General features: G+C 42.1%; 24 protein-coding genes. All 24 read left to right on the top strand.

Annotation, left to right across the window (positions count from 1 at the left end; genetic code table 11):
- Positions 1–209: 209 nt before the first annotated feature.
- The 24 genes from ACW0TQ_RS11190 (at position 210) to ACW0TQ_RS11075 (ending at position 26,049) form a co-directional block, all read left to right on the top strand.
- Entirely contained in the window at positions 210–809 is a 600-nt protein-coding gene (locus ACW0TQ_RS11190) for a low molecular weight protein arginine phosphatase (protein ID WP_455725665.1), read from the top strand.
- Positions 810–1,027: 218 nt separating this feature from the next.
- Complete coding sequence (locus ACW0TQ_RS11185; RefSeq protein ID WP_455725664.1) at positions 1,028–2,410, top strand: methyl-accepting chemotaxis protein; 1,383 nt, start codon at positions 1,028–1,030, stop codon at positions 2,408–2,410.
- 91 nt (positions 2,411–2,501) lie between these two features.
- Positions 2,502–3,050: a TIGR01440 family protein gene (locus ACW0TQ_RS11180; RefSeq protein WP_042529492.1), complete on the top strand. Its 549-nt coding sequence runs from the start codon at positions 2,502–2,504 to the stop codon at positions 3,048–3,050.
- Between the two features lie 70 nt (positions 3,051–3,120).
- Positions 3,121–4,356, top strand: a complete 1,236-nt coding sequence (locus tag ACW0TQ_RS11175; RefSeq protein WP_193064737.1) for a serine hydroxymethyltransferase — start codon at positions 3,121–3,123, stop codon at positions 4,354–4,356.
- A 444-nt stretch (positions 4,357–4,800) separates the two neighbouring features.
- Positions 4,801–5,430: a uracil phosphoribosyltransferase gene (gene upp / locus ACW0TQ_RS11170; RefSeq protein ID WP_042529494.1), complete on the top strand. Its 630-nt coding sequence runs from the start codon at positions 4,801–4,803 to the stop codon at positions 5,428–5,430.
- Positions 5,431–5,600: 170 nt separating this feature from the next.
- A complete protein-coding gene (locus ACW0TQ_RS11165; RefSeq protein ID WP_339234677.1) occupies positions 5,601–7,820 on the top strand; it encodes a S8 family serine peptidase in 2,220 nt (739 codons plus the stop codon).
- 918 nt (positions 7,821–8,738) lie between these two features.
- The gene (locus ACW0TQ_RS11160) at positions 8,739–9,137 is read left to right on the top strand and encodes an ATP synthase subunit I (protein ID WP_042529500.1); all 399 of its coding nucleotides are present in this window, start codon (positions 8,739–8,741) and stop codon (positions 9,135–9,137) included.
- Positions 9,138–9,183: 46 nt separating this feature from the next.
- The gene (gene atpB / locus ACW0TQ_RS11155; protein ID WP_042529502.1) at positions 9,184–9,906 is read left to right on the top strand and encodes a F0F1 ATP synthase subunit A; all 723 of its coding nucleotides are present in this window, start codon (positions 9,184–9,186) and stop codon (positions 9,904–9,906) included.
- 46 nt (positions 9,907–9,952) lie between these two features.
- Positions 9,953–10,165 (top strand): F0F1 ATP synthase subunit C, encoded by a 213-nt coding sequence (atpE, locus tag ACW0TQ_RS11150; protein ID WP_040978261.1) that lies wholly within the window; start codon positions 9,953–9,955, stop codon positions 10,163–10,165.
- A 189-nt stretch (positions 10,166–10,354) separates the two neighbouring features.
- Positions 10,355–10,882, top strand: coding sequence for a F0F1 ATP synthase subunit B (locus tag ACW0TQ_RS11145; protein ID WP_042529504.1), 528 nt, complete (start codon positions 10,355–10,357; stop codon positions 10,880–10,882).
- Positions 10,879–11,424 carry a F0F1 ATP synthase subunit delta gene (locus ACW0TQ_RS11140; RefSeq protein WP_042529506.1) on the top strand — a complete coding sequence of 182 codons (546 nt, stop codon included), beginning with the start codon at positions 10,879–10,881 and terminating at the stop codon, positions 11,422–11,424. Before ACW0TQ_RS11145 ends, ACW0TQ_RS11140 begins: the two co-directional genes overlap by 4 nt.
- A gap of 18 nt (positions 11,425–11,442) precedes the next feature.
- Complete coding sequence (atpA, locus tag ACW0TQ_RS11135) at positions 11,443–12,954, top strand: F0F1 ATP synthase subunit alpha (RefSeq protein WP_042529508.1); 1,512 nt, start codon at positions 11,443–11,445, stop codon at positions 12,952–12,954.
- An 80-nt stretch (positions 12,955–13,034) separates the two neighbouring features.
- Positions 13,035–13,895 carry an ATP synthase F1 subunit gamma gene (gene atpG / locus ACW0TQ_RS11130; protein WP_042535684.1) on the top strand — a complete coding sequence of 287 codons (861 nt, stop codon included), beginning with the start codon at positions 13,035–13,037 and terminating at the stop codon, positions 13,893–13,895.
- A gap of 33 nt (positions 13,896–13,928) precedes the next feature.
- Positions 13,929–15,326, top strand: coding sequence for a F0F1 ATP synthase subunit beta (atpD, locus tag ACW0TQ_RS11125; RefSeq protein ID WP_042529510.1), 1,398 nt, complete (start codon positions 13,929–13,931; stop codon positions 15,324–15,326).
- Between the two features lie 82 nt (positions 15,327–15,408).
- Positions 15,409–15,807 carry a F0F1 ATP synthase subunit epsilon gene (locus tag ACW0TQ_RS11120; RefSeq protein ID WP_042529512.1) on the top strand — a complete coding sequence of 133 codons (399 nt, stop codon included), beginning with the start codon at positions 15,409–15,411 and terminating at the stop codon, positions 15,805–15,807.
- A 466-nt stretch (positions 15,808–16,273) separates the two neighbouring features.
- Positions 16,274–16,525 (top strand): DUF1146 family protein, encoded by a 252-nt coding sequence (locus tag ACW0TQ_RS11115; protein ID WP_042529514.1) that lies wholly within the window; start codon positions 16,274–16,276, stop codon positions 16,523–16,525.
- Positions 16,526–16,573: 48 nt separating this feature from the next.
- Entirely contained in the window at positions 16,574–17,371 is a 798-nt protein-coding gene (locus tag ACW0TQ_RS11110; RefSeq protein WP_455725663.1) for a YwmB family TATA-box binding protein, read from the top strand.
- Between the two features lie 36 nt (positions 17,372–17,407).
- On the top strand, positions 17,408–18,739 hold the full coding sequence (murA, locus tag ACW0TQ_RS11105; protein WP_042529516.1) for a UDP-N-acetylglucosamine 1-carboxyvinyltransferase: 1,332 nt from the start codon (positions 17,408–17,410) through the stop codon (positions 18,737–18,739).
- 631 nt (positions 18,740–19,370) lie between these two features.
- Positions 19,371–20,195, top strand: a complete 825-nt coding sequence (locus ACW0TQ_RS11100; protein ID WP_042529518.1) for a M55 family metallopeptidase — start codon at positions 19,371–19,373, stop codon at positions 20,193–20,195.
- Between the two features lie 160 nt (positions 20,196–20,355).
- A complete protein-coding gene (locus tag ACW0TQ_RS11095) occupies positions 20,356–21,294 on the top strand; it encodes an ABC transporter permease (protein ID WP_042529520.1) in 939 nt (312 codons plus the stop codon).
- On the top strand, positions 21,291–22,247 hold the full coding sequence (locus tag ACW0TQ_RS11090) for an ABC transporter permease (RefSeq protein ID WP_042529522.1): 957 nt from the start codon (positions 21,291–21,293) through the stop codon (positions 22,245–22,247). Before ACW0TQ_RS11095 ends, ACW0TQ_RS11090 begins: the two co-directional genes overlap by 4 nt.
- Positions 22,248–22,256: 9 nt before the next feature.
- Complete coding sequence (locus tag ACW0TQ_RS11085) at positions 22,257–23,261, top strand: ABC transporter ATP-binding protein (protein WP_042529525.1); 1,005 nt, start codon at positions 22,257–22,259, stop codon at positions 23,259–23,261.
- Between the two features lie 15 nt (positions 23,262–23,276).
- Positions 23,277–24,968 carry a peptide ABC transporter substrate-binding protein gene (locus ACW0TQ_RS11080; RefSeq protein WP_256705216.1) on the top strand — a complete coding sequence of 564 codons (1,692 nt, stop codon included), beginning with the start codon at positions 23,277–23,279 and terminating at the stop codon, positions 24,966–24,968.
- 166 nt (positions 24,969–25,134) lie between these two features.
- On the top strand, positions 25,135–26,049 hold the full coding sequence (locus ACW0TQ_RS11075) for a S66 peptidase family protein (protein WP_455725662.1): 915 nt from the start codon (positions 25,135–25,137) through the stop codon (positions 26,047–26,049).
- Positions 26,050–26,065: the final 16 nt, after the last annotated feature.

Raw genomic sequence — 26,065 nt, 5'->3', positions numbered from 1 at the left:
CCCAGCTGCGTAATTGTTCTTTTCATGCGAGCTGTTCATTTTTATAATTTATTTCTACCATACTAAGTAGTAGATACACCTTATGAAGAGAAACGAAACCTCATATCTCTTTTAAAGGGCAGTCTGCGTTTTTGATTTAATCATGATATGATGTAAAAAAGAATACGTTTGATAAATATTACCGTGATAAGAACAGGAGGATTCATCTTATGAATGTATTATTTGTATGTACGGGAAATACGTGTCGCAGTCCAATGGCAGAAGCCTTGTTGAAGCAGCGCGCACAATCAGATATACAGGTGAAATCTTGCGGAATCAGTGCGATGCCGGGAGCGCCGGCGAGCAGTCAGACAGAAGAGGTCCTGAGACAGGAAGGGATTGAAATCAATCATCAATCCGCCCCAATCAGCGCCGCATTGGTACAATGGGCCGATGTGATCCTGACTATGACCGCTTCCCATAAAGAAAGAATCTGGTCCGAATATCCCGAAGAAAGAAAAAAAACATATACACTTAAAGAATTTGCACTACATGCCGATATAAAAATATGGGAGCAAATAGAAAAAGCCTATGCGAATTTAGAAGAAAAAAGAAAGCGCTGCGTCAAGCAGTTTGATTCTAAAATGGATCCGATAGAACAGCGCCAGCGGCTGTATGAAATAGGTCAGGAAGAGATGGAAACAATTCGTGATTTAAAAAGACAGCTGACGCATTCTGATATTGCCGATCCTTTTGGCGGGTCAACAGCGCATTATTTGAAGACAAAACAAGAAATTGAAGCCTGTCTTGATCATTGGCTGTCATCTTAAAAAGCAGCAATGAAGAAGGCAGTGGATGGCAGTCTGTGAAAACTCCGTGGAATCTTTGCAGTGAAAGGGAAAGCGAAAAAATTTGCTTTTTCTTGAAAGCGCTTGTGCCGGAGTTTTTGCATGTTTTGCTTGCTGTATTTTCATCAGATTTCCGCTGTACAGCATGCAAGTCTTATAACCGCAGCGATGAAAATTTTAATTGGGGGAGTGGAAGTTTAATGGGGAATAGGTATCGGTTTAGTCTTAGGTTAAAGCTGGTTGTGTTTACTACTTTTTTAGCGCTTATTACATACTCAACAAGCGCATTTTTTATTTATGTTGTATATGACTATGTGCAATCCCGGGTCAATATATCTCAGCAGGTTTTTGTTATCAGTACGCTGCTGGCCGGGGTGGTGTGGTCCGGGATTCTAGCTTTTTTTGCTGCGAGATGGATTACAAAGCCTTTGCAGAAACTGGAGAAAATTACAGGGGAAGCAGCCAAAGGAAATTTAGAGATGCGGGTGGAAATCCCGAAATCGGATGATGAAATCAAATCGTTATCTGTTGCGGTAAACAGTATGCTGCAGAGTTTAAATAAAATGGTAATAAATATTGACCAGCATTTTGAGGAAACAAATACAACCGTCCATCAATTGAAGGAAGCTTCGAATACGGCTACAAAGCATGCTGCTGCGATTGGTGATTCGATCAGCGAAATTTCAGATGGTGCCGAGAATTCATCACGTGCGACACAGGAGACGGTCGGATCGATTGAAATTGCAACAGAGCTTGCGAACGAAGTACAAAATAAAGCAGAGACCTCCAAAAAGCAGTCCCATGCTATGATTCATATGCTGGAGGAAGGCCAGAACATGGTGAAACAATTAGTTGCCGGAATCGAGCGTATTGCTGTAGAGCAGGAAGTTTCAATGGAAGATGTCAATCATTTGCGCCAAAGCACGATGGAAGTGGAAGGAATCATTACTTTAGTCGGTGAGATTGCAGAACAAACCAACTTACTGGCATTAAATGCCTCCATTGAGGCTGCGCGGGCTGGGGAGCATGGAAAAGGCTTTGCGGTGGTTGCAGAGGAAGTGCGGAAGCTAGCCGACCAAAGCGGAAAGGCAGTGAACGATATTTCCGAGCTCCTGCTTTCCATCCAGACAGATGTGAAGCAATTAGCAGAAAAAATGAATACCAATGCGGCATCCGCGCGGAAAGAAGTCGGTCGTGGAGAGGACACGAATCGTACGATTACGGAAATGGGGACAACAGTTACAGAGACCGCCACGCAGGTCGATACGATTTATGAATTGGTGGAGCAGCAGCTGCAATCGATTCAAAATACAGCCAATCAATCGCAGGAAGTAGCAGCGATTGCCGAGGAAACATCTGCTGGTACACAGGAGGTCAATGCTGCGGTTCAAGAGCAGATTGGAACAATGGAACGAGTGGACCAATTAGCAGGACAGATGGAGGAGCATGCCGGAAATCTAAGAGAACAGATTAAGCAATTTAATGTGAAGCAAGAAACGGATTCTGGCAGCGTGATATCCATGGAGCCTTCTGACAGCAGCAGGGGCGGTTTAGAGGAAAACAGGCATCAAGATGTATCGTAATTTTAAAAAAATCATGGTATGCTATAAATGATTCTATTATTTGCTGTGTTAAACGAAGACGCAGAAGGATGATAAGCAGTAAGGGTGTGTCATGATGATAACAAAAGACTTAGAACAAGTTATTGATCAATGGCTGGCGACAAACAGCCTGCAAAAAGGCGAAATCGTTGTTATTGGCTGCTCTACAAGTGAGGTAGCCGGTCAGCCAATCGGGACAAGCGGGAGTACGGAAATTGCTAAAAGTATTTACGAGCAGATGACAAAGCTTCAGAAGCAAACTGGAGTCCATCTTGCATTTCAATGTTGTGAGCACTTAAACCGATCTCTTGTCGTAGATCAACAGACAGCTGTGCAGTATGGTCTGGAGGAAGTTGCTGTGGTGCCTGTTCCAGAAGCAGGTGGATCAATGGCGAGCTATGTCTATAGGCAACTGGAGCATCCTGTTGTTGTGGAGAATATTCGTGCCCATGCCGGGATAGATATTGGCGAAACCATGATAGGCATGCATTTGAAGCCAGTAGCGGTTCCCTTGAAATTGGAACAGCGTACGATTGGCCACGCCAGAGTCAGGGCAGCTCGGACCCGTCCGAAATTGATTGGCGGCCACCGGGCATATTACGGAGAAAACGCAGTGAGATAAGTCATTCTTTTTCGTTTGAACAACAAATAATAATAAATTTTTACCCTATATAGGAGGCTGTGCAGTAATGATGGAATATGTAAAACAAGCAGATAATGAAGTTTTTCAGGCGATGTTGCAAGAGAAGGAGCGTCAGCAAAATAAGATTGAGCTGATTGCTTCAGAAAACTTTGTATCCAAGGCGGTTATGGATGCAATGGGGTCCATACTTACGAATAAATATGCGGAAGGTTACCCGGATAAACGCTATTATGGCGGCTGTGAGTATGTTGATATTGTAGAGGACCTTGCCAGAGAACGTGCGAAGGAAATATTCGGCGCGGATCATGCCAATGTACAGCCTCATTCCGGTTCCCAAGCGAATATGGCCGTATATTTTACTTTTCTGGAGCCAGGAGATACCGTATTAGGAATGAATTTAAATCACGGCGGACATTTAACGCATGGAAGCCCGGTCAACTTCAGCGGCGGGTTGTACAACTTTGTTGACTATGGTGTGGATAAAGAGACAGAGCAGCTGGATTATGATGCTGTCCTGGAAAAAGCAAAAGAAGTCAAACCGAAACTGATTGTTGCTGGTGCAAGTGCGTATTCCCGAAGCATCGACTTTAAAAAGTTCAGAGAGATTGCAGATGCTGTCGGTGCTTATCTAATGGTGGATATGGCACATATCGCCGGATTGGTTGCGACAGGTCACCATGAAAATCCGGTTCCATATTCTGATTTTGTGACAACCACAACGCATAAAACATTACGCGGTCCACGCGGCGGAATGATTCTTTGTAAAGAAGAATATGCGAAGAAAATTGATAAAGCCATCTTCCCTGGAATCCAAGGCGGACCTTTAATGCATATTATTGCAGCAAAAGCGGTTTCGTTCAAAGAAGTATTATCCGATGATTTCAAAGCATATTCCGGAAATATCATTGAGAATGCAAAAGCACTTGGAGAAGCACTGCAAAAAGAAGGCATCCGTATTGTTTCAGGCGGAACAGACAATCATTTATTATTATTAGATGTTACGCCATTAAATCTGACAGGAAAAGTAGCAGAAAAAGCATTAGATGACGTGGGCGTAACTACAAATAAAAATACCATCCCTTTTGATACCGAAAGCCCATTTGTTACAAGCGGCGTACGTATTGGAACAGCAGCAGTAACCACACGCGGATTCGGAATCGAAGAAATGAACGAAATAGCAGCAATTATCTCACTTACCTTAAAAAATTACGAAGACGAAGAAAAACTCAACGAAGCAAAAGAACGCGTACAAGCATTAACAGAAAAATTCCCGCTTTATAAATAAGATATCCCCACTGTGGATAAACTTTATACGTTTAAAGCAGGACAATAGAAATCCACAGAGTTAGGTGCTCTGTGGATTTCTATATTTATTTTTTTCTGTTGGTTAGTATAGAAATATTCTCTAAATTTAAAAGATGCATAAGGTGAATTATTAAATTATATACTTTTCTTTTATAATAGACGTGAATAATCTTTAGTCAGATATTATAACTAGCGGAGTGTATTTCTGGAGCGACAGCCAGGAAATCTTTTTTATTCCAAAGCATATCTATTATTTGATTTATAGTAAAACCAACTTGATTTCTTCAGGAATCAGCGAGATAATAAAAAACAAAATTATAATTTTTGCAATAAACTATTATTCATTCAGCAAAGAAAATTCACTTGAAAGCATACCTGATTTTCAGTACAATTTGAACGATATATAAATTTAAGGAGTGGTCACGTGAGTAATGTATTTGTATTTGATCATCCGTTAATTCAACATAAATTAACGTATATTCGCGATAAAAATACAGGAACAAAAGAATTTCGCGAGCTTGTAGACGAAGTAGCGATGTTAATGGCATTTGAAATTACAAGAGATTTACCAACATCTGATGTAGAAGTGGAAACACCAGTTACCACATCAAAATCAAAAGTATTAGCTGGTAAAAAACTTGGACTGGTGCCGATTCTTCGTGCAGGCTTAGGCATGGTTGACGGCGTACGCAAACTGATTCCGGCAGCAAAAGTTGGACATGTTGGTTTATATCGTGACCCAGAAACACTAAAACCGGTAGAATACTATGTTAAATTACCCAATGATATTAAAGAACGTGAACTGATTGTGATTGACCCGATGCTGGCAACAGGCGGTTCGGCAATTGATGCCATTGGTGCTTTGAAAAAACGCGGCGCGAAAAATATCCGCTTGATGTGTCTGGTAGCGGCACCAGAAGGCGTGAAGGCAGTACAAGAAGTACACCCGGATGTAGATATTTACTTAGCAGCACTAGATGAACGTCTGGATGACCATGGTTACATTGTTCCCGGCCTTGGAGATGCAGGAGATCGTCTATTCGGAACAAAATAAGAGAATGAAAAGCAGACTGGATATCATATCTAGTCTGCTTTTCATGTTAGAAAGAAGACTGTGGATAACACAGAATACCATAAAAGAACCGTGTGATAAATTTACCCCCGTTAAAAATTGTATAAAATGACCTTTATCCACGAAAACTACTCTACAAAGGTGGAGATGTTATGTGGAAAAAGGTGTTGTACTCTCTCGTAATCTGCTTGCTTTTGATGCAGCTGCAAACCATAACGGTGTATCATGCTGACAATCCCAAGCAGACTCTGATTATAGAAGTAGAGGGAGACCCGCATGAAGTAAAAGAAGAAATAGAAGCTTATCATCCATTTGTGGAGGTTGTAGCGGTATACGATATTGTTTTTGACGGACTTGCTGTCGAAGGAAAAGGAGAGCAGCTGGCAGAGCTTGGCTCCATTGAGCAGGTGAAGACATTCCACCAGGTGCAGACATACGAAACCCTGCCTCAACAGACAAATAGCGCCGATGTAACGGAAGAAATGGATTCCTCTGCACCAGAACCGCAAGATTTGAATACAACTCCTTTTACAGGGGACGGTGTTAAAGTAGGTGTGATTGATACAGGAATTGACTATAACCACAATGATTTACAAAAGAATTATCAAGGCGGCTATGATCTGGTTGATTTCGATGATGATCCAATGGAAACCACACCGGAGGAAGGGCAGCCAACTGCACACGGGACCCATGTAGCAGGAATCATTGCAGGCAATGGGGAGATAAATGGGGTAGCTCCAGACGCAGAGATTTACTCCTATCGTGCTCTTGGGCCAGGCGGTTCAGGCTCCTCTGTTCAAGTGCTGGCTGCTATAGAAAAAGCAATCGAGGATGAGATGGATATTATCAACCTGTCCTTGGGCAATGATGTCAATGTTCCGGATTACCCGACGAGTATGGCTGTAAACCGTGCCAGCGAGCTTGGCATGATTGTTGTTATTGCAAATGGAAACAGCGGACCGGATGCATGGACAGTCGGATCGCCGGCAACAGCAGACAAGTCTGTATCTGTGGGAGCATCCACAACACCCCAAAAAGAGCCTGTGCTTGCAGATACGTTTGAGGAAAAGGAAATTCCTTTAATCGAAGCAATCGGAGCTGAACCATGGGAGCTGGACCGCTCCTATGAGCTGGCGGATATGGACAATCTGGAGCAGGGAGAATCTCTACAAGGAAAAATAGCAGTTGCGAAACGAAAAGAGATTCCCTTTTTTGAATTGGCATTACAAGCAGAAAGTCTGGGTGCAGAAGCCTTGATTATTTATAATTCAGAACCTGGACCTTTGCAGGCATCGGTAGAGAATAACCGTCAGCCTGTAACAATTCCGGTTGCTTCTATCCAGCAAGAAGAAGGAGAATGGCTGCAGACGCAAATAAATCAAGGGAATTATTTTATAGATTCTATTCAAAAAGAATCGTTATTGACGATTGCACCCTTTAGTTCACGTGGGCCGGTGACTGTCCAATGGGCAATCAAGCCGGATATTTCTGCACCGGGAGCTGCCATATGGAGTACGGTTCCCGGAGGATATCAGGCAATGGACGGGACGAGTATGGCCGCTCCGCATGTGGCAGGGGCCTTTGCTGTTTTAAAGGAGGCGCATCCAGACTGGACGAATACACAGCTGATTGGCGCACTTAAAACAACAGCACAGCCTTTTGAAGAACAGGAAGTCCGGCTTAATGCTACTACGCAAGGGATGGGACTGATGCAGCTGGATGCGGCAGTAGATACCCCTGCCATTATTTCTGACCCGCAGCTGGAGTTTGGGAAGCTGAATCAGTATCAGGAAGCATTTACAGAAACAGTTACGATTGAAAATAAAACAGAGAAAGAACAAACGTATTATTTTGAAACGCCGGAGCGAAAAGATGGTCTAGTATGGAGCATCCCGCAATCCTTTACAATCGAACCGGGAGAACAAGAGGAAGTAACGATAGAGCTGTCAATGAACCGGGAGCGTCTGGAAGAAGGAGTGCATGAAGGCTGGCTGACACTGAAAGAAGATGAAAGAAGCTATGCTTTGCCGTACATCATTGTCAATCAGGAGGCAGATCAGCCTAAAACGGCAGGCTTTGAATTCTACTTGGAACCGTTTGAAAATGCGGATTATAAGTATCAATTCTTTGTAACAGAACCTGTTAAAAGCCTGGATGTCAGTTTATATCACCCAGAGACATTATTGTTTGAACGGAAACTGCTGGAAGAAGCAGAACTGGAGGAAGGGCGTCATGAGGGAGTTATCAGCAAAGAAGAAGCAGGAGCACCTGGTTATTACCTGGCATTAATCACAGCAGAGCTTGAAGACGGTGAGTTTGAGCAGGTGGAAACGATGGTTTTTATAGAAGACGTTCAAAATGTCCCTCAGTAATAAGCTGCGGGCAAGGATTTCTGTAAAACACAGCACGCAAGAAGTACGGATAGGCTTTTTTCGGCGGGATGTGGGTTGCAATTACCAAAGTTGTCAGGTTAATGAATTTTATTAAATATTATACAGATAGTACTCAAACCTATCTAGCGGAGGAAAAACACGGAGACTCCTATGGGAAAGCGTAGGGGGAAGACCCCGCAGAAAAAAAGTGTACTTCTTTTTTTCGAGGAGGCTGAGCGCAAGCCCATGGAAAGCGTAGTGTTTTTCCGCAGCGGTCGCATTAACCTGACAACATTGCTGCAATTACTCGTCCCATCGAAAACCGTCGCAGCGGACATCTCTTTGGCAAGAACACCGAGGTTGTAAAGACCTATTGGTGTTCTTGGTCTTTCTGAACATCCATGTATGATAATAAAATGTATTATTTTATCTCAGCTAAAATAAGATGAAAAAATCTCTGATTTCTACCTTTTTTATCTAGTAAAAAAAAGCTTGTTCACAAAAATGTCAAATCGATTGGAAGTATTTGTGTGGAAGAGACCTTGTAAAACATTTCACAAACCCTTATACTATAGGAATACGCTTGATTTGAAGGGTTTTATGACGGTTTTAAAAATACCCAGTATATTGCTTGGTACACGTTGACAACTCTTACAGGCGTATTGTAAACTTACTTAGTGTGGAGAAAAGGAGAGAGCGGTAAAAGCCCATTAAAAATCGATGCTTTCTGAAAAATATGCGAAATGCATTTCTCTGCCTTCTATACATAGATGCAAATAGTATGTAACACCTCCGCATCTAAGACTACAAGTAGTATTACCCAGCAAGAAGTTCCCCAACTTGATTGAAAACGGATGCAAATCTATTTTCCTAACACAAGTATCTAAGTTGACGGGCATTAGGAGTGAAATAGCATTGATGTCTAATTTTGATAATATGATTATCCGTCAGCGGAAGTGGATGCTTTACTGGTTAGCAATTTTAGTTCTTTGCGCTGGATTCCTACCCTATACCCGAATTTTACTCGGTCTAATCTTAGGTAGTAGTGTTAGTCTTTATAACTTGTGGTTACTGCAATACAAGTCCAATCAACTTGGCGAAACAATTGCAGCAGGCAGGAAGGCTAGAAGCGGTTTAGGTACATTCTCCAGGATGACAGCCGCCATTTTAGCTGTTGTCATCGCGATGCGATTTGAAGCGTATTTCCATTTATATGCTGTAATCTTTGGAATTGTATCTTCTTATGTGATTATGGCGCTGGATTTTATTTTCTATCAGATTATCGTATACAAACGAGGAGAAGATAGACCACTCTAGTATTCCATTTTTACTTACAAATAGTTTTAGTAAAGGGGTGATAATTTTGGATCACGAAAGTCCGATAGTACATGATGTCTTTGGGATACCAGGTGCGGATTTAAACCTTGCCAATCTTTTAATGACTGTTATTGTATCACTCATTGTGTTTGTTTTTTGTGTGTGGGGAAGCAAAAAACTGCAGATGAAGCCTACAGGCATACAGAACTTTATGGAATGGGCAGTAGAGTTTGTCAAAGGCATTATAAAAGACAATATGGATTGGAAAACAGGGAGACTATTTCTTCCGCTTGGTTTAACGCTTATTTTTTATATCTTAGTAAGTAACCTTGTGGGTGTAGCAACTGTGGGCGTGGTTGGACATGACTTATGGTGGAAATCTCCAACTGCAGATCCAGTGATGACATTGACACTATCTGTAATGGTTATTTTATTAACGCATTACTATGGTATAAAAATCCGGGGCACCAAGGCATACTTAAAAACATTCGTAAGTCCCGTGCCGCTTATGTTGCCATTTAAAATTGTTGAAGAATTCACAAATACTTTAACATTAGGTCTTCGTTTATTCGGTAACATTTATGCAGGTGAAATCTTATTAGGTCTACTTATTGGACTGGCAACATCATCTGTATTCGGATTTTTCGGAGCAGCGATCCCGACACTTGCGTGGATGGGCTTCAAACTCTTTATCGGTACAATTCAAGTTTATGTATTTGTTATGTTAACAATGGTGTACATGTCTCATAAAGTGAGCGAGGACCATTAAATAAAACTATTATATTTTTTTACACATAAAAAGGAGGAAATTATTCATGGGAGCTTTAGCAGCAGCAATCGCAATTGGACTGGCAGCATTAGGTGCTGGTCTTGGTAACGGTATGATCGTAAGTAAAACAGTAGAGGGAATCGCTCGTCAGCCAGAACTAAGAGGACCGCTTCAAGGAACAATGTTTATCGGGGTAGCACTTGTTGAGGCGATTCCGATCATCGCAGCAGTTATCGCATTTATGGTAATTGGCGGCTAATTTTTCAGAAATATAATGGCGAAGTTTATCTCAGGGAGAATCTTCGCCATTCCTTTATGCAACAGTGTTCATTCTAAAAGGTATACGACGTTTCGTATGTAATAAATGAAATAGAGCAGGCAGCCCGGCTGAGCAGCAGCGGTATGCGCTCTATTTTAGAACAAGGTCTTAGCGAAAGGAGTGGAATTCGTGCATTCATATACTGATTTATTGATAGTTGGAGCCCAAATCGGCGGCTTGCAATGGGTAGACATGCTCGTTCAGCTATTTTTCTTCCTTGTACTTCTGGCATTATTGAAAAAGTTCGCCTGGGGTCCATTGATGAATATGATGGAAAAGCGTGAGCAATACGTAGCGAATGAAATCGAAGAAGCTGAAAAAAGCAGAGCTGATGCAGAAAAAGCTTCTAAAGAAGCAGCTGAGCAGCTTAATCAAGTGAGAGCGGAAGCTCAAAAAATGATTGAAGATGCAAAAGCAGCAGGCAGCAAGCAAGAAGAACAGATTATTGCAGCTGCGAAGAAAGAAGCAGAGCGTCTGAAAGAAGCTGCCCAGGCAGATATCCAAAACGAGAAAGAAAGAGCTATCCAAGCGCTGCAGGATAAAGTGGCGTCTCTATCTGTATTAATTGCCAGCAAAGTGATTGAGAAAGAATTAACGGAGCAGGATCAAGAGAAATTAATCAACGAATACATTAAAGAGGTAGGAGAAGAGCGATGAGTAATGTAGTAGTTGCTAAACGATACGCAGATGCTCTTTTCAGACTTGGAGTAGAACAGCAAAAATTAGAACAGCTTACAGCAGACTTTAAAGTCGTGCAGCCTGTTTTTAAGAATGATAAAAAATTAGCTAAATTCCTGACGCATCCAAAGATTGATAATGCAAAAAAGAAACAGCTGGTAGTTGAAGGTTTTCAAGGGGTGGACCCGATTGTATTGAATACACTTCAATTATTGGTGGATCGCCATCGAATATCGATCATTCCAACCATTATCGATGAATTCATTTCTTTAGTAAATGATGCAAAAGGAATGGCAGATGCTACAGTTTATTCGACAAGAAATTTAACGGATGATGAAAAGAGTCATTTAGCACGCTCTTTTGCTGTCCGATTAGGAAAAAGTGCAGTTCAACTTAACAATATCGTCGATCCGTCGATTTTAGGCGGAATCAAAATCAGAGTTGGAAATACGATTTATGACGGTACGGTAAAAGGGAAGCTAAATCGAATCTCCCGTAGTATTGTATCTGCTAATAAATGATGATAGGGGTGAAATGGTATGAGCATTAATGCTGAAGAAATCAGTACGCTGATAAAAAAGCAAATTGAAAATTTTGATTCAGACATAGAAGTTACTGATGTAGGAACAGTTATTGAAATCGGGGACGGGATTGCACGTGCACACGGACTTGATAATGCAATGGCTGGAGAGCTGCTTGAATTCTCTAATGGAGTAATGGGCCTGGCTCAGAACTTAGAGGAAAGCAATGTAGGTATCGTTATTCTTGGACCTTACGAGGAAATCAAAGAAGGTGACGAAGTTCGTCGTACAGGCCGTATCATGCAAGTACCGGCTGGAGAGGAACTTTTAGGCCGCGTGGTGAACCCGTTAGGTCAGCCAATCGATGGACAAGGCGCAATCGAAACGTCAAAAATGCGTCCAATCGAAGCACAGGCACCAGGTGTAATGGATCGTAAATCCGTTGATGAGCCATTACAAACAGGTATAAAAGCGATTGACGCGCTTGTACCAATCGGACGCGGACAGCGTGAGTTGATCATCGGTGACCGTCAGACTGGTAAAACAACGGTAGCAGTAGATACAATTTTGAACCAGGCAGATCAGGATATGATTTGTATCTATGTTGCCATCGGTCAAAAAGAATCCACTGTCCGTTCGACAGTAGAAACATTCCGTAAACATGGTGCATTAGATTACACAATCGTTGTATCTGCAGGTGCATCTGACCCGGCTCCATTATTATACTTATCACCATATGCTGGTGTAGCGATGGGGGAAGAGTTCATGTATAACGGCAAACACGTGCTTGTTGTTTATGATGATTTATCAAAACAGGCAGTTGCTTACCGTGAACTTTCTCTGTTACTTCGTCGTCCGCCAGGCCGTGAAGCATTCCCGGGGGATGTATTCTATCTGCATTCACGCTTATTAGAACGTGCAGCTAAACTAAGTGACGCAAAAGGCGGCGGTTCGTTAACAGCACTACCTTTTGTTGAAACACAAGCAGGAGATATCTCTGCGTATATCCCTACCAACGTTATCTCGATTACAGATGGTCAGATTTTCTTACAATCCGACTTATTCTTCTCAGGGGTACGTCCGGCGATTAACCCTGGTTTATCTGTATCCCGTGTAGGTGGATCCGCACAAATCAAAGCGATGAAAAAAGTTGCTGGTACGCTTCGTCTTGACCTGGCATCATTCCGTGAGCTGGAAGCATTCTCGCAATTCGGTTCTGATCTTGACAAAGCAACACAAGCGAAACTTAACCGCGGTCAACGTACAGTGGAAGTATTGAAGCAGGGTCTTCATAAACCAATGGGCGTTGAAAAACAGGTTGCGATTATCTATGCCTTAACAAGAGGTTTCTTAGATGATATTCCTGTGGAAGATATTCAGCGTTTTGAAGAAGAAATGAATATTTGGATCGAGCATAACCAAAATGATATTTTCACAACAATTCGCGAAACTGGTGCTCTTCCAGATGATAAAGAATTCAGCGGAGCAATTGAAAGCTTCAAAAATACATTCTTGCCATCTAATCAATAAGATGTCTGCGATAAAAGTAAAAGGACTGAATAGCGAATAACTTCGGTCCGCATTCCTTATAGGAAAGTGTGGTGAAAAGCTTGGCATCACTGAGAGATTTAAAAGGAAGAATTGACTCAACGAAGAAAACAAAACAAATCACAGGGGCAATGGAGCTTGTATCGGCATCTAAAATGTCTAAGGCAGAACAAAATGCCCGCGGATTTGTTCCATACGCAGAGAAGCTGCAGGAAGTAGTTAGCAGTATTGCAAATTCCAATACAGACTTACAGCATCCGATGCTTACGAAGCGGGAAGTGAAGAAAACAGGCTATCTGATCATCACTTCTGACCGTGGTTTAGTTGGAGCGTATAATAGTCATATTTTAAAAAACCTTATAAATAAAATTGAACAGAATCATTCCTCAAAAGATGAATATACCCTTATTGTGATTGGGAGAAAAGGATATGACTTTTGCCGTAAACGCGGACTTCCAGTTGCCCAGAGTATATTAGGAATGTCAGACCATCCTTCATTTGCAGATGTGAAAGACCTTGCTTCTGAAGCTGTGCAAATGTATGCTGATGAGGAAATTGATGAACTTCATATTATTTATAATCATTATGTAAGTGCGATTTCTCAAGTAGTCACAAATAAACAGCTTCTGCCGATTGAAAATATAGAAGAACAAAGCGCTTCTGCCTCTGATTATGAATTTGATCCGAATCAGGAGGAGATTCTGGAAGTACTTTTACCTCAATATGCAGAGAGCTTGATTTTTGGCGCATTACTTGACGGAAAAGCAAGTGAGCATGCTGCAAGTATGACAGCAATGCGCAGTGCAACAGATAATGCAAATGAATTGATTGGTGATTTAGAACTTTCATATAACCGTGCACGTCAAGCAGCGATTACCCAAGAGATTACCGAAATCGTCGGCGGTGTAGCAGCGCTTGAATAGGCACGCAGGTAAGTTAAGTTAGGAGGGGAACAGATGACGAAAGGACGCGTAACACAGCTGATGGGACCGGTCGTTGACGTACGTTTTGAAGATGGTCAGCTCCCAGCTATAAACAATGCATTAGTAGTACGCAGTAAACAGTCAGGTGAAGATTTAACGCTTGAAGTAGCCCTTCACCTTGGTGATCATAGTGTTCGTACAATTGCAATGTCCTCAACAGATGGTTTCCAGCGCGGAGCAGAAGTAGAAGATTTAGGTCGACCGATTTCTGTCCCTGTTGGAGATGTTACATTAGGACGAGTATTTAATATTTTAGGTGAAAAAATTGATTTAGATGAGCCGCTTCCAGCAGGCACCCGCTTAGATCCAATTCACCGGGAAGCACCGGATTTTGAGAATCTTTCTACAGAAACAGAGATCCTGGAAACAGGTATCAAAGTTGTAGACTTGCTTGCCCCATATATCAAGGGTGGTAAGATCGGTCTGTTTGGCGGAGCCGGTGTAGGTAAAACCGTATTAATTCAAGAATTAATCAATAACATTGCTCAAGAGCATGGCGGTATTTCTGTATTTGCGGGTGTTGGAGAACGTACCCGTGAAGGAAATGACCTTTACTATGAAATGAGCGACTCTGGAGTTATTGCAAAAACAGCGATGGTATTTGGTCAGATGAACGAGCCGCCTGGTGCCCGTATGCGTGTGGCATTGACAGGTCTTACGATGGCTGAATATTTCCGTGATGAACAAGGTCAGGACGTATTATTGTTTATTGATAATATCTTCCGTTTTACCCAAGCAGGTATGGAGGTATCCGCACTTCTTGGACGTATGCCTTCAGCCGTAGGTTACCAGCCGACACTTGCTACAGAAATGGGACGATTACAGGAGCGTATCACTTCAACGGATAAAGGTTCTGTAACATCAATTCAAGCAATTTATGTACCGGCCGATGACTATACTGATCCAGCGCCGGCAACTACTTTCGCTCACTTGGACGCAACGACAAACTTAGATCGTAAGCTTTCTGAGCAAGGTATCTATCCTGCCGTGGATCCATTAGCATCAACTTCTCGTGCACTTGACCCGGAAGTGGTTGGCGAGGAGCATTATCGTGTTGCGGTAGAAGTACAGCAAACACTTCAAAAATACCGTGAATTGCAGGATATTATTGCAATTCTTGGTATGGACGAGTTAAGTGATGAGGACAAGCTGGTAGTTTCCCGCGCACGCCGTATTCAATTCTTCTTATCGCAAAACTTCCACGTTGCTGAGCAGTTCACTGGGCAGCCTGGCTCGTATGTTCCGGTAAAAGAAACGGTTCAAGGCTTCAAAGAAATTCTTGAAGGAAAGTACGATGACCTTCCAGAGGATGCCTTCCGTCTTGTTGGACGTATCGAAGAAGTAGTTGAAAAAGCAAAAGCTTCGGAATAATAGACAGCAGAGGATGATTCATAAATGAAAGACCAATGTATCATCCTTATGGCTTCGAGGCCAGCTGTAGGAGGGGTAAACATTGAGTACATTAGAAGTAAGTGTCGTCACTCCTGAAGGTCCGATTCTGGAAGATAGCTTTGATATGGTTGTCTGTAAAGCGGAAACTGGTGAAATTGGAATCCTGCCAAAGCATATTCCGCTTGTCTCGCCACTGCAGATTAGTATTGTCCGCTTGAAGAAATCAGGCGATACGAAGCAGGTTACAATCAGCGGAGGCTTTATGGAAGTACAGCCTGATAAAGTAACTATCCTGGCACAGTCTGCGGAAACTGCTGATCATATCGACGTTTTGCGTGCAAAGCAAGCAAAAGAACGTGCAGAGAAACGTCTTCAGGATAAAAGCGATACAGTAGATAGATATCGTGCTGAACTTGCATTAAAACGGGCAATTAATCGTCTGGAAATCGCAAATTCATAATATAAGTTTTAAATAAATAAACTCCCTGCCCAAATGATGGATAGGGAGTTTATTTTATCGCAGTGTAACTGACTGCAGGACTCCTCTGAATAAAATTTTGTTTTAAGAAGGGAGCAAACAGTTGAATAATAAATAATTCATATTGGCTGTTATCGATATCAAAAGTACTTCTTACCAAGGAAGTAAAACGAAATATGTTATAATTTCCCGGGAAATGATGCATTGAAAATATTATTCCACAATATAAGACAAAAAATAAAAGTGGAATGGTATATATAAATGAAAGTAAGAAGTTAGAATTTTGTTTTCTTATAATAATGCCGAGATGGTGATTGAAAAGAGTAATCAGCGAACGTTTTTAGTGGGGTGCGATTACTGACCACCGCCATAACCATAATAGCGGCAGGTATAAATCCGACAATCATTTAAAAAATAATATTTCAGCATATAAAGAAAGGAGTTTGTTATGTTTTCAGCAGGACAATTAGCTTTGCTCAGTATCTTCTCCCATATCATGTTTATTTATCTGACTTGGAAAGTAGTTACTGCCATCCGGATTGAAACGATATTTAAAAAAGGAAGATCAGCAGAAGCAAGAGTGTTTCTTCTGTTTATTACGATTATGATTGGAACAGGTGTAAGCAGGTTCTTTCTTGATATATTGCAATGGTCTGGTGATTTAATATATCTTTTTTCTTCCATACATGTATTGATATAAAAACTTCTGTCAAAACTGAGATTAATAGATTTGATAGGAGGTTTTTTTATGTTTCATAAAATTCTTTTTCATTCTAATTTCCCTTTTACCCAAGCAAGCCCCCTTCAGGCATTCAAAAATCGAGGTCAGCGAAACAAACAGGCTATTTGTTTTTTGCTGCTTATTTGCTTTTTTGTTAACCAGGCCTTCAGCCAGCCTTATCAGGAGGATGAAATGCAGGACTTAGGTGCATTTGCGATGTCGAACAATTGGAATATCGACTTTTGGGAGGTAACGATGAAGGAACAGATGGCAGCAGAAGAGGCACAACATCTTATTCAGCAGCTGGAAGCAACGTATACGCTACAGGAGGATAAGGATGAAAACCGGATAAAGTATACTTTTGAGAGTCGTCACAAAGAGGACCCCTTTTACGTAATATATAATGTGATTCTTCCTGTGGATAAGGAAGAGCCGGCAGAGGTAATTGTTGTTATGCATGGGACTGATTGGAATAACCAAATAAGCCAAAAGTATCAAAAAGAGAAAAGAGCTGTACAAAAGAATTATTTAACAAAAGAGACACAACTATATACTTGTCTATCTATACAAGATAGTGATATAATGAATCACGATGTAATTTTAAATGAAGCAGCGACATATTTTAATATAGAGCATATTTCGACTAAAAATGACAATATAGAAAATTCTAGGATTGAAAAAAGTACATACGGGTATACAAAAACATGGGAGCAGTTTTATTTCATGGAAAATGACCCAAAAAATGTGCAAATTACCACTGTTGCAGATCGTCAAGGGGAAAAGAGTTTTATGATAGGAACACCTATCCTAATCAATGAATATTAATAATAGGGAAATTAGATTCTGAAGGGGATTTATGACATGGAAAAAATCATCGTTGGTGGCGGACGAAAGTTAGAAGGCACTGTGCGTGTTGAAGGTGCTAAAAACGCAGTCCTGCCTGTACTTGCTGCTAGCTTAATAGCTAGTGAAGGAAAAAGTATTATTAAAGAAGTACCAGTATTAGCAGACGTATACACAATTAATGAAGTGCTTCGCAACTTAAATGCCAATGTGGAATTTGATTCAACAGAAAAAACAGTAATGATTGATGCTTCTGCTAAGCTGGAGACAGAAGCCCCGTTTGAATATGTAAGAAAAATGCGTGCATCCGTGCTTGTGCTGGGACCATTATTAGCCCGCTATGGACACGCAAAGGTAGCTATGCCTGGAGGATGTGCAATTGGATCACGTCCAATTGACTTACATTTAAAAGGTTTTGAAGCTATGGGAGCAGAGATTCACGTTGGTAATGGTTTTGTAGAAGCTAAATCAAATGGCCGCCTGCATGGCGCGAAAATTTATTTAGATATGCCAAGTGTTGGTGCTACAGAAAATATCATGATGGCCGCTGCATTAGCAGATGGAAAAACAGTGATTGAAAACGCAGCGAAAGAACCTGAAATCGTTGACTTAGCTAACTACTTAAATAAAATGGGCGCAAGAATCGTTGGAGCTGGTACTGAAACCATCCGTATCCACGGTGTGGAAAAGCTTTACGGAACAGAGCATATCATGATTCCAGATCGTATTGAAGCAGGAACATTTATGGTTGCAGCAGCAATTACAAAAGGAAATATATTAATTGAAAATGCTGTGCGTGAACATTTAAGTTCAGTGGTTTCGAAATTGGAAGAGATGAACGTGCAAGTGATTGATGAAGACGGCGGATTACGGGTTATTGGTTCTGATGCGACGCAATCTACAGATATAAAAACATTGCCGCATCCAGGTTTCCCGACAGATATGCAATCACAAATGATGGCATTGATGTTATGTGCGAAGGGAACCAGTGTTATCACTGAAACCGTATTTGAGAACCGTTTTATGCATGTAGAAGAATTTCGCCGTATGAATGCGAATATTAAAATTGAAGGCCGCAGTGTGATTATCGAAGGTCTTTCTAAATTACAGGGTGCAGAAGTGGCAGCGACAGATTTACGCGCAGCAGCAGCACTGATTTTAGCAGGACTTGTAAGTGACGGTTATACACGGGTTACAGAGCTGAAGCACTTAGATCGCGGATATGTTGATATCGTAGGAAAATTAGCGAATCTTGGCGCAGACATTAGACGCGTTGATGAAAATGGTGTCGTATTACAGCCATTAGGCGTAGAAGAAAATGTCGAATTAAGTGAATTTGTAACGGAATAATACTATCGCAATCCTTTCAAAAAAGATGTATCTCATGGAGATGCGTCTTTTTTATTTTTCTGTAATTAACCCCTATAACAAGCGACAGTTTTTGATAGGACGACTAATCGCAGCAATGTTATCAGGTTAATTAATTTTAATGAATATTATATTTGTTACAGTACATTTGCTACAGAAAAGTAGTAAAAAACTATCTAGCGGAAGAAAAACACGGAGATTCCTGGTCGACTAAGAACGGTCACGTCCTGTGACCAACGACCGACACTAGGACGTCCTGTCCGTTGTGGGAAAGCGCGGAGGGAAGACCCCGCAGAAAAAAAGCGAACTTCTTTTTTTTTGAGGAGGCTGAGCTCAAGCCCACGGAAGGCGTAGTGTTTTTCTGTAGCGGTAGCTAGAAGGTAAAACCTTCATTTTAAAGCATATAGGTACAAAGAATTATTTTTTCAAATCTTATTAAATAGATATGGTTAGTAACAAGTTACGTTAAATCAGCAGTCTATTCGTTTTTCGAAATAAAATGTTAGAAAATGAAATGAGTGATAATTCATTTTTTTACAATATTTCTCTTCTCACTTTTCATGAAACATGCTATATTTGAGAAAATTACTAATATTTCGATTGGGTGATGAAAATGAAAATGTATATCTCTGTGGATATGGAAGGAATAACAGGACTTCCCGACGCCAGCTTTGTGGATTGGCGGAAACATAATTATGAAAGAGCCCGCAAAATAATGACGGATGAAGCAAATTACGTGATTCAAGCTGCCTTTGATGAAGGAGCAGAAGAAGTATTAGTGAACGACAGCCATTCCAAGATGAACAATTTACTTATTGATGAGATTCATCCGGATGCCTTATTAATAACGGGAGAGGTCAAGCCCTTTTCAATGATGCAAGGATTAAATGACAGCTATAGCGGTGTTTTCTTTGTAGGTTATCATGCAAGAGCAGGGCAGCGCGGGGTGATGTCACACTCAATGATACACGCTATCCGTAACTTTTATCTGAATGATCATTGTATCGGGGAGATGGGAATGAATGCATATCTTGCCGGATACTTTGGTGTACCTGTTTTATTTGTAGCAGGAGATGACCAGGCAGCGGCAGAAGCAGAGAAATTAATCCCGCATGTCACCACTGCTGTTGTAAAGGAAACAATCTCGAGATCCTCCGTAAAAAGTTTAACACCTAAAAAAGCAGGTCTGTTGCTTAAAGAAAAAGTAAAGCTCGCTCTGGATAACCGCAAGCTTGTATCCCCATTGATTCCTCCAGAAAATCCAGAGCTGACGATCGAATTTAATAACAGCGGACAGGCAGAATGGGCCAATTTAATGCCCGGCACGCTATGGATTCCCGGCACAACCAAAGTGCGCTTCCAGGCAAAAGATATGAAGGAAGCCTATCAAGCGATGCTGGTTATGACGGAACTGGCCATGCAGACAACATTTTCCTAAAGCTTCTAAACCACCTCTTAAAGTGTAATGAATACAAGAAACAAACATATTTATCATTAGTAACAAGCTGATTTATTCTTTTTAATTAACAGGTTCGTTTTTCTTTTCTTTATATACGGAATGTTTTTTTATAAAAAGATATGATAGTGAGGTGAAAGGTATGCTGAAATACATTTTTAAGCGCTTACTTATTATGATTGTTACACTATGGGTGATCATTACCCTTACTTTTGTATTAATGGTAAATATACCAGGATCTCCTTTTAACACAGATCAGTCATCAAATGCAACGGTACAGGCTAACCTGGAGGCGCATTATAATTTAGATCAGCCTTACTACATACAATATTTGCTTTACATTAAATCCATTGTCACCTTTGAATTCGGACCTTCTATCAAGCAGCCTAATCAGACAGTAAATGACCTTTTATCACGGGGTTTTCCCATTTCCTTTGAACTGGGAATCATCACGATTGCCCTGGCAGTCGTTTCCGGCGTATTGATTGGAATAATTGCAGCGCTGCGGCATAACGGCTTTCTTGATTATCTAACTATGGGGATTGCTGTTTTAGGCATCTCGATACCAAACTTTATTTTAGCTACGATTCTTATTCAGCAGCTGGCGGTAAATTTGGAAATATTTCCGGCAGCCACCTGGAGAAGCCCCGCTCACATGGTGCTTCCTATCCTTGCGCTTGCGACAGGCCCAATGGCAATTATTGCCCGTTTGACACGCTCTACAATGCTGGAGGTGCTGACACAGGATTATATTAAAATGGCAAAGGCAAAAGGACTGTCGCCTTGGAAGGTCATTTTCAAGCATGCGCTCCGGAACGCGTTAATGCCAGTTGTGACGATTATGGGAACCCTCTTTGCAGGGATCTTGACAGGAACCTTTGTGATTGAACAGATTTTTGCGATACCGGGAATGGGAAGATATTTTGTGGAAAGCATTAACCAGCGTGATTACCCGGTAATTATGGGGACCACTGTTTTTTACAGCGCTTTCTTGATTATTATGCTTTTCCTGGTGGACATTGTCTATGGAATACTTGATCCACGAATCAAGATGCATCAGAAAGGGGGCAGATCAAGATGAAACCAGAGAAAGAAATGGAGCATTTTGAGACACCGGCCGCTATCCCTGATGAATGGTTTTCGTGGAAAGAAAAGGATAAAGAAAAAATGGAGGAAGTGTCCCGTCCATCCTTATCGTATTGGCAGGATGCCTGGCGGCGTCTGGTGAAAAATAAGATGGCCATGCTTGGGCTGATCTTTCTCGTCTTACTGACGATTATGGCTATTTTCGGTCCGGTTATTTCTCCTTATGAAGTAAACAGACAAGACCTTCCGAATCAGTATCAGCCGCCTTCGATGGAGCATTGGTTTGGCACGGATAATGCAGGGAGAGATGTGTTTACACGGACGTGGTACGGCGCCCGTATTTCCTTATTTGTCGGTCTGGTAGCTGCCTTGATTGACGTCACCATCGGGATTATCTGGGGAGGAATCTCCGGTTACAAGGGCGGCCGTACGGATAATGTGATGATGCGTATGATTGAAGTGTTATATGGCTTGCCTTATCTATTAGTTGTTATTTTACTTTTAGTTGTACTCGGGCCGAGTCTTGGAACGATTATTCTGGCCTTGACCATTACCGGCTGGGTAGGGATGGCCCGAATTGTGCGGGGACAGGTGCTGCAAATTAAAAACTATGAATTTGTCCTCGCTTCGAAATCATTTGGTACGAAAACATCGCGGATCATCCGGAAGAACCTCCTTCCGAATACGATGGGACCCATTATTGTTCAAATGACCTTAACCGTGCCGTCTGCAATATTTGCCGAAGCATTCTTAAGCTTTATCGGTCTTGGGATTCAAGCCCCGTTTGCCAGCTGGGGAGTGATGGCAAACGATTCATTAGGAGCGATTTTATCCGGAAACTGGTGGACTTTGTTCTTCCCGGCATTTTTTATCTCTTTTACGATGTTTGCCTTCAATGTCTTGGGGGACGGTCTGCAGGATGCACTTGATCCGAAATTAAGAAAGTAGGTGGGCAACTTGGAAAGAATACTCGAGGTAAACGACTTGCATGTGACCTTTACTACGTATGGAGGGACAGTCCAAGCTGTCCGGGGCGTCAGTTTTCACTTGGATAAAGGAGAAACCTTAGCAATCGTCGGGGAATCCGGCTGCGGAAAAAGTGTTACCTCCAATGCCATTATGCGGCTGATTCCGGATCCGCCGGGGAAAATCACGAAAGGCTCCGTTATTTTTAAAGGGCAGGATCTGGCAGCATATTCGGAGAAGAAAATGCGGTCCATCCGCGGAGTAGATATTTCAATGATTTTTCAAGATCCAATGACAGCACTTAATCCAACCTTGACCATTGGCACACAGCTGATGGAGGGGTTAAAGGAACATAAGAAAATATCGGGGGCACAAGCGAAGGCAAAAGCGGTTGAAATGATGAACCTGGTCGGAATTCCTAACCCGGAGGAACGTTTAAAACAATATCCGCATCAGTTTAGCGGTGGAATGCGTCAGCGGATTGTGATTGCAATTGCTCTAATCTGTGATCCGGATTTGCTGATAGCGGATGAGCCGACGACTGCACTGGATGTGACCATTCAAGCACAGATTTTGGAATTGTTTGCAACCATCCAGGAGCGGACTGGGGTATCGATTATTTTGATTACGCATGACCTGGGCGTGGTCGCAAAGATAGCAGACCGCATTGTTGTGATGTATGCTGGGAAAATTATTGAATCCGGCAGCAAACGGGAAATATTCTACGAATCGAAGCATCCATACACACAAGGGCTGCTCCATTCTGTTCCCAGATTAGATGCCAAGGAAGAATTAAAGCCGATTGCTGGTACACCACCTGATTTATTCTCACCTCCAAAGGGATGTCCTTTTACAGCGCGATGTCCATTTGCGATGGAGGTGTGTGATAAAGTTTACCCCGCTCCAGAAAAAATCAGCGATACACATTATGTGGATTGCTGGCTGCAAGATGAGCGGGCCAAGCGGCTGTTAGCTGCAAATGTCTTACAAACTTAAAAAGGGGGCAAAACAATGAGTAGAAAGAAGCTTTTATGGGTACTCCTGGTACTTTTTACAGCATTTGTTCTCGCTGCATGTACAGCGGGCGAGGATGCAGGAGAGGAGCCGGATGATGCGGACACGGATACAGCAGAAGAAGCGGATGGCGAGGAGGGCGGAGAGGATGCTGCTGCAGAAGAAACGCCGGATCTGGATGGAAAGACATTATATATCAACAACGGTCAAGAGCCGACCTCCCTCGATCCATCCATTGGCTTTGATCAGGTATCTTGGGATCCTTTGAATAATCTGATGGAAGGGTTGACACGTCTGGATGAGAATTCAGAAGCAGCAGAAGGGGTGGCAGAGAGCTGGGATATTTCTGAGGATGGATTGACGTATACATTCCATTTGCGGGAGGATGCCAATTGGTCTAATGGAGACCCTGTGGTTGCAGAAGATTTTGTCTTTGCCTGGAAGCATATGCTGGACCCTGATACAGCTTCTGCTGCCGCATTTTTAGCTTACTACATTGAAGGCGGAGAAGAATACAACAGCGGGGAAGGTTCGGCCGATGATGTCAATGTCACAGCCATTGATGATAAGACATTGGAAGTTGTTTTAATTCAGCCGACTGGATTCTTCCTGGATTTGCTTACCAACCCGGCATTTTTCCCAATCAACCATCAGGTTGCTGAAGAAACGCCAGACTGGCATGCTGAAGCAGATACGTTTGTAGCAAATGGTCCATACATGTTAGATTCATGGGATCATGATAGCGAAATGATTTTTGCAAAGAATCCAGAATATTGGGATGCAGATGCTGTTAACCTGGATTATGTTCATTTTTCCATGGTTAACGATTCAAATACACAATACCAAATGTTCCAGACAGGCGAGCTGGATACAGCGAGCGTGCCTCCAGAGCTATCTGATGAATTGATAGATGGAGATAATGTATTTATCGGGGAATATGGCGGACTGGAATTCTTTCGTTTTAACCTGACAGAAGAACCGTTCCAAAATAAGAAAATCAGACAGGCGTTTTCATACGCTATTAACCGCGATGATATTGCGGAATACGTCGTTAAACAAGGGGTAGAGCCTGCATACGGTTTTGTATCACCTGGCTTTACCGCACCGGACGGAAACGATTTCCGTGAAGAAAACGGCGATTTAGTAGCATTTGATCCGGAACGTGCCCAAGAGCTGCTCGCAGAAGGAATGAAGGAAGAAGGCTATGATGAGCTGCCGCCGATTGTACTATCCTTTAATACCAGCGACACTATTCAAGCGATTGCAGAAGCCATGCAAAATATGTTGAGTGAAAACTTAGGCGTGGAGGTCACACTGGAGAACCAGGAATGGAATGTGTTTGCAGAAGCGCAGCAAAATCTGGAACTGCAATTCTCAAGAAGCTCATTTATCAATGATTATGCTGATCCAGTCAACTTCTTAGAAAGCTTTGTCTCAGATTCTTATATGAACCGTACCGGGTTTGAAAGTGAAGAATATGACGAGCTGATTCAAAAAGGTAAAAGCGAAACAGATGAAGAGCAGCGCTATGAATATCTATACGAAGCAGAAAGAATGCTGGCTGAAGAAATGATTGCCATGCCAATCCGCTACTATAACGTGGTTGTTCTGGAAGCAGATGGCGTGGAGGGAATCCTTCGCCACCCGGTAGGATACTTTGATTTGAAATACGCAGATAAGACGGAGTAAGGTACAGGGGAACTGCGGTAAACAGGATAGGCTCATTCATATATGAGCCTGTCTCTGTTTTTAGAAAACTTGGTTGTCACTAAGCCCTTAGGTGACAACCTTAGTTACACTTATGCAGTTAAGAAAGTTTATACTTTCTTAACTGCCAAAAAAGGAGGATATATAGATGCTTTCTTATCGTTTGAAAACTGGGGACACCATCGGAATGATTGCGCCGGCCGGTCCTGTAAAAAAAGAAAAACTGGAGCAATCCTTCTCCTTTTTTGAAAATATGGGTTTAAGGATAAAGCTTGGACAGCATGTCTATGATCAATATGGCTATTTAGCAGGAAAGGATACCCATCGGTTAGCAGATTTTCATCAGATGGTTGCCGACCGGAACATCAAAGCGATCATTTTTGCCAGAGGCGGATACGGTACGGGGCGTTTCATTGATAAATTAGATATGGAATTAATCAAAAAAAATCCCAAAATTATCTGGGGATACAGCGATATTACATTTTTACATACAGCTATCCGGCAAGCAACAGGCCTGATTACGTTCCATGGCCCGATGCCGGCATCGGATATAGTGAAAAAAGACTTCGATACGCTTTCCAGTCAGCTGTTTAGACAGTTGTTCGGGCCGACCAATCTCATTTATTCGGAAAGCATTTCTCCGCTGACTGTCTATCGAGAAGGAGAAGCCACGGGCAGCATTGTCGGTGGAAATCTTTCTCTCCTGGTGCAGACAATCGGAACGCCCTATGAAATTGTAACAAAGGATAAGCTGCTGTTCATCGAGGATATTGGAGAGGAGCCGTATCGAGTTGACGGGATGATGAACCAGCTTCGTCTGGCTGGGAAACTAAAGGATGCTGCCGGTATCATTATTGGCGACTTTGCGGAAGCTGAACCGAAAGTCCAGCCCAGTCTGAGGATGGAGGAAGTCTGGAAACATTATTTTAGAAATTATACCAAGCCGGTTGTTGCCGGTTTCCGAATTGGCCACTGTTTTCCGCATTTCTCTATTCCTTTGGGGGCAAAAGCAACGTTATCCAGCAGAACGAAAACACTTCAGCTGTCGCCGGGAATCCGTTAATGAAAGAGAGAATTAC

This window comes from Oceanobacillus sp. M60 (assembly GCF_053839645.1).
The sequence above is the reverse complement of the archived record's forward strand: the minus strand, read 5'-3'. Positions and strand labels throughout refer to the sequence as shown.

Coding starts and splice junctions, on each gene's coding strand:
- ACW0TQ_RS11190 (WP_455725665.1), top strand. CDS start 210: ATGAATGTATTATTTGTATGTACGGGAAATACGTGTCGCAGTCCAATG.
- ACW0TQ_RS11185 (WP_455725664.1), top strand. CDS start 1,028: ATGGGGAATAGGTATCGGTTTAGTCTTAGGTTAAAGCTGGTTGTGTTT.
- ACW0TQ_RS11180 (WP_042529492.1), top strand. CDS start 2,502: ATGATGATAACAAAAGACTTAGAACAAGTTATTGATCAATGGCTGGCG.
- ACW0TQ_RS11175 (WP_193064737.1), top strand. CDS start 3,121: ATGGAATATGTAAAACAAGCAGATAATGAAGTTTTTCAGGCGATGTTG.
- ACW0TQ_RS11165 (WP_339234677.1), top strand. CDS start 5,601: ATGTGGAAAAAGGTGTTGTACTCTCTCGTAATCTGCTTGCTTTTGATG.
- ACW0TQ_RS11160 (WP_042529500.1), top strand. CDS start 8,739: ATGTCTAATTTTGATAATATGATTATCCGTCAGCGGAAGTGGATGCTT.
- atpE (WP_040978261.1), top strand. CDS start 9,953: ATGGGAGCTTTAGCAGCAGCAATCGCAATTGGACTGGCAGCATTAGGT.
- ACW0TQ_RS11140 (WP_042529506.1), top strand. CDS start 10,879: ATGAGTAATGTAGTAGTTGCTAAACGATACGCAGATGCTCTTTTCAGA.
- atpA (WP_042529508.1), top strand. CDS start 11,443: ATGAGCATTAATGCTGAAGAAATCAGTACGCTGATAAAAAAGCAAATT.
- atpD (WP_042529510.1), top strand. CDS start 13,929: ATGACGAAAGGACGCGTAACACAGCTGATGGGACCGGTCGTTGACGTA.
- ACW0TQ_RS11115 (WP_042529514.1), top strand. CDS start 16,274: ATGTTTTCAGCAGGACAATTAGCTTTGCTCAGTATCTTCTCCCATATC.
- ACW0TQ_RS11110 (WP_455725663.1), top strand. CDS start 16,574: ATGTTTCATAAAATTCTTTTTCATTCTAATTTCCCTTTTACCCAAGCA.
- murA (WP_042529516.1), top strand. CDS start 17,408: ATGGAAAAAATCATCGTTGGTGGCGGACGAAAGTTAGAAGGCACTGTG.
- ACW0TQ_RS11100 (WP_042529518.1), top strand. CDS start 19,371: ATGAAAATGTATATCTCTGTGGATATGGAAGGAATAACAGGACTTCCC.
- ACW0TQ_RS11095 (WP_042529520.1), top strand. CDS start 20,356: ATGCTGAAATACATTTTTAAGCGCTTACTTATTATGATTGTTACACTA.
- ACW0TQ_RS11090 (WP_042529522.1), top strand. CDS start 21,291: ATGAAACCAGAGAAAGAAATGGAGCATTTTGAGACACCGGCCGCTATC.
- ACW0TQ_RS11080 (WP_256705216.1), top strand. CDS start 23,277: ATGAGTAGAAAGAAGCTTTTATGGGTACTCCTGGTACTTTTTACAGCA.
- ACW0TQ_RS11075 (WP_455725662.1), top strand. CDS start 25,135: ATGCTTTCTTATCGTTTGAAAACTGGGGACACCATCGGAATGATTGCG.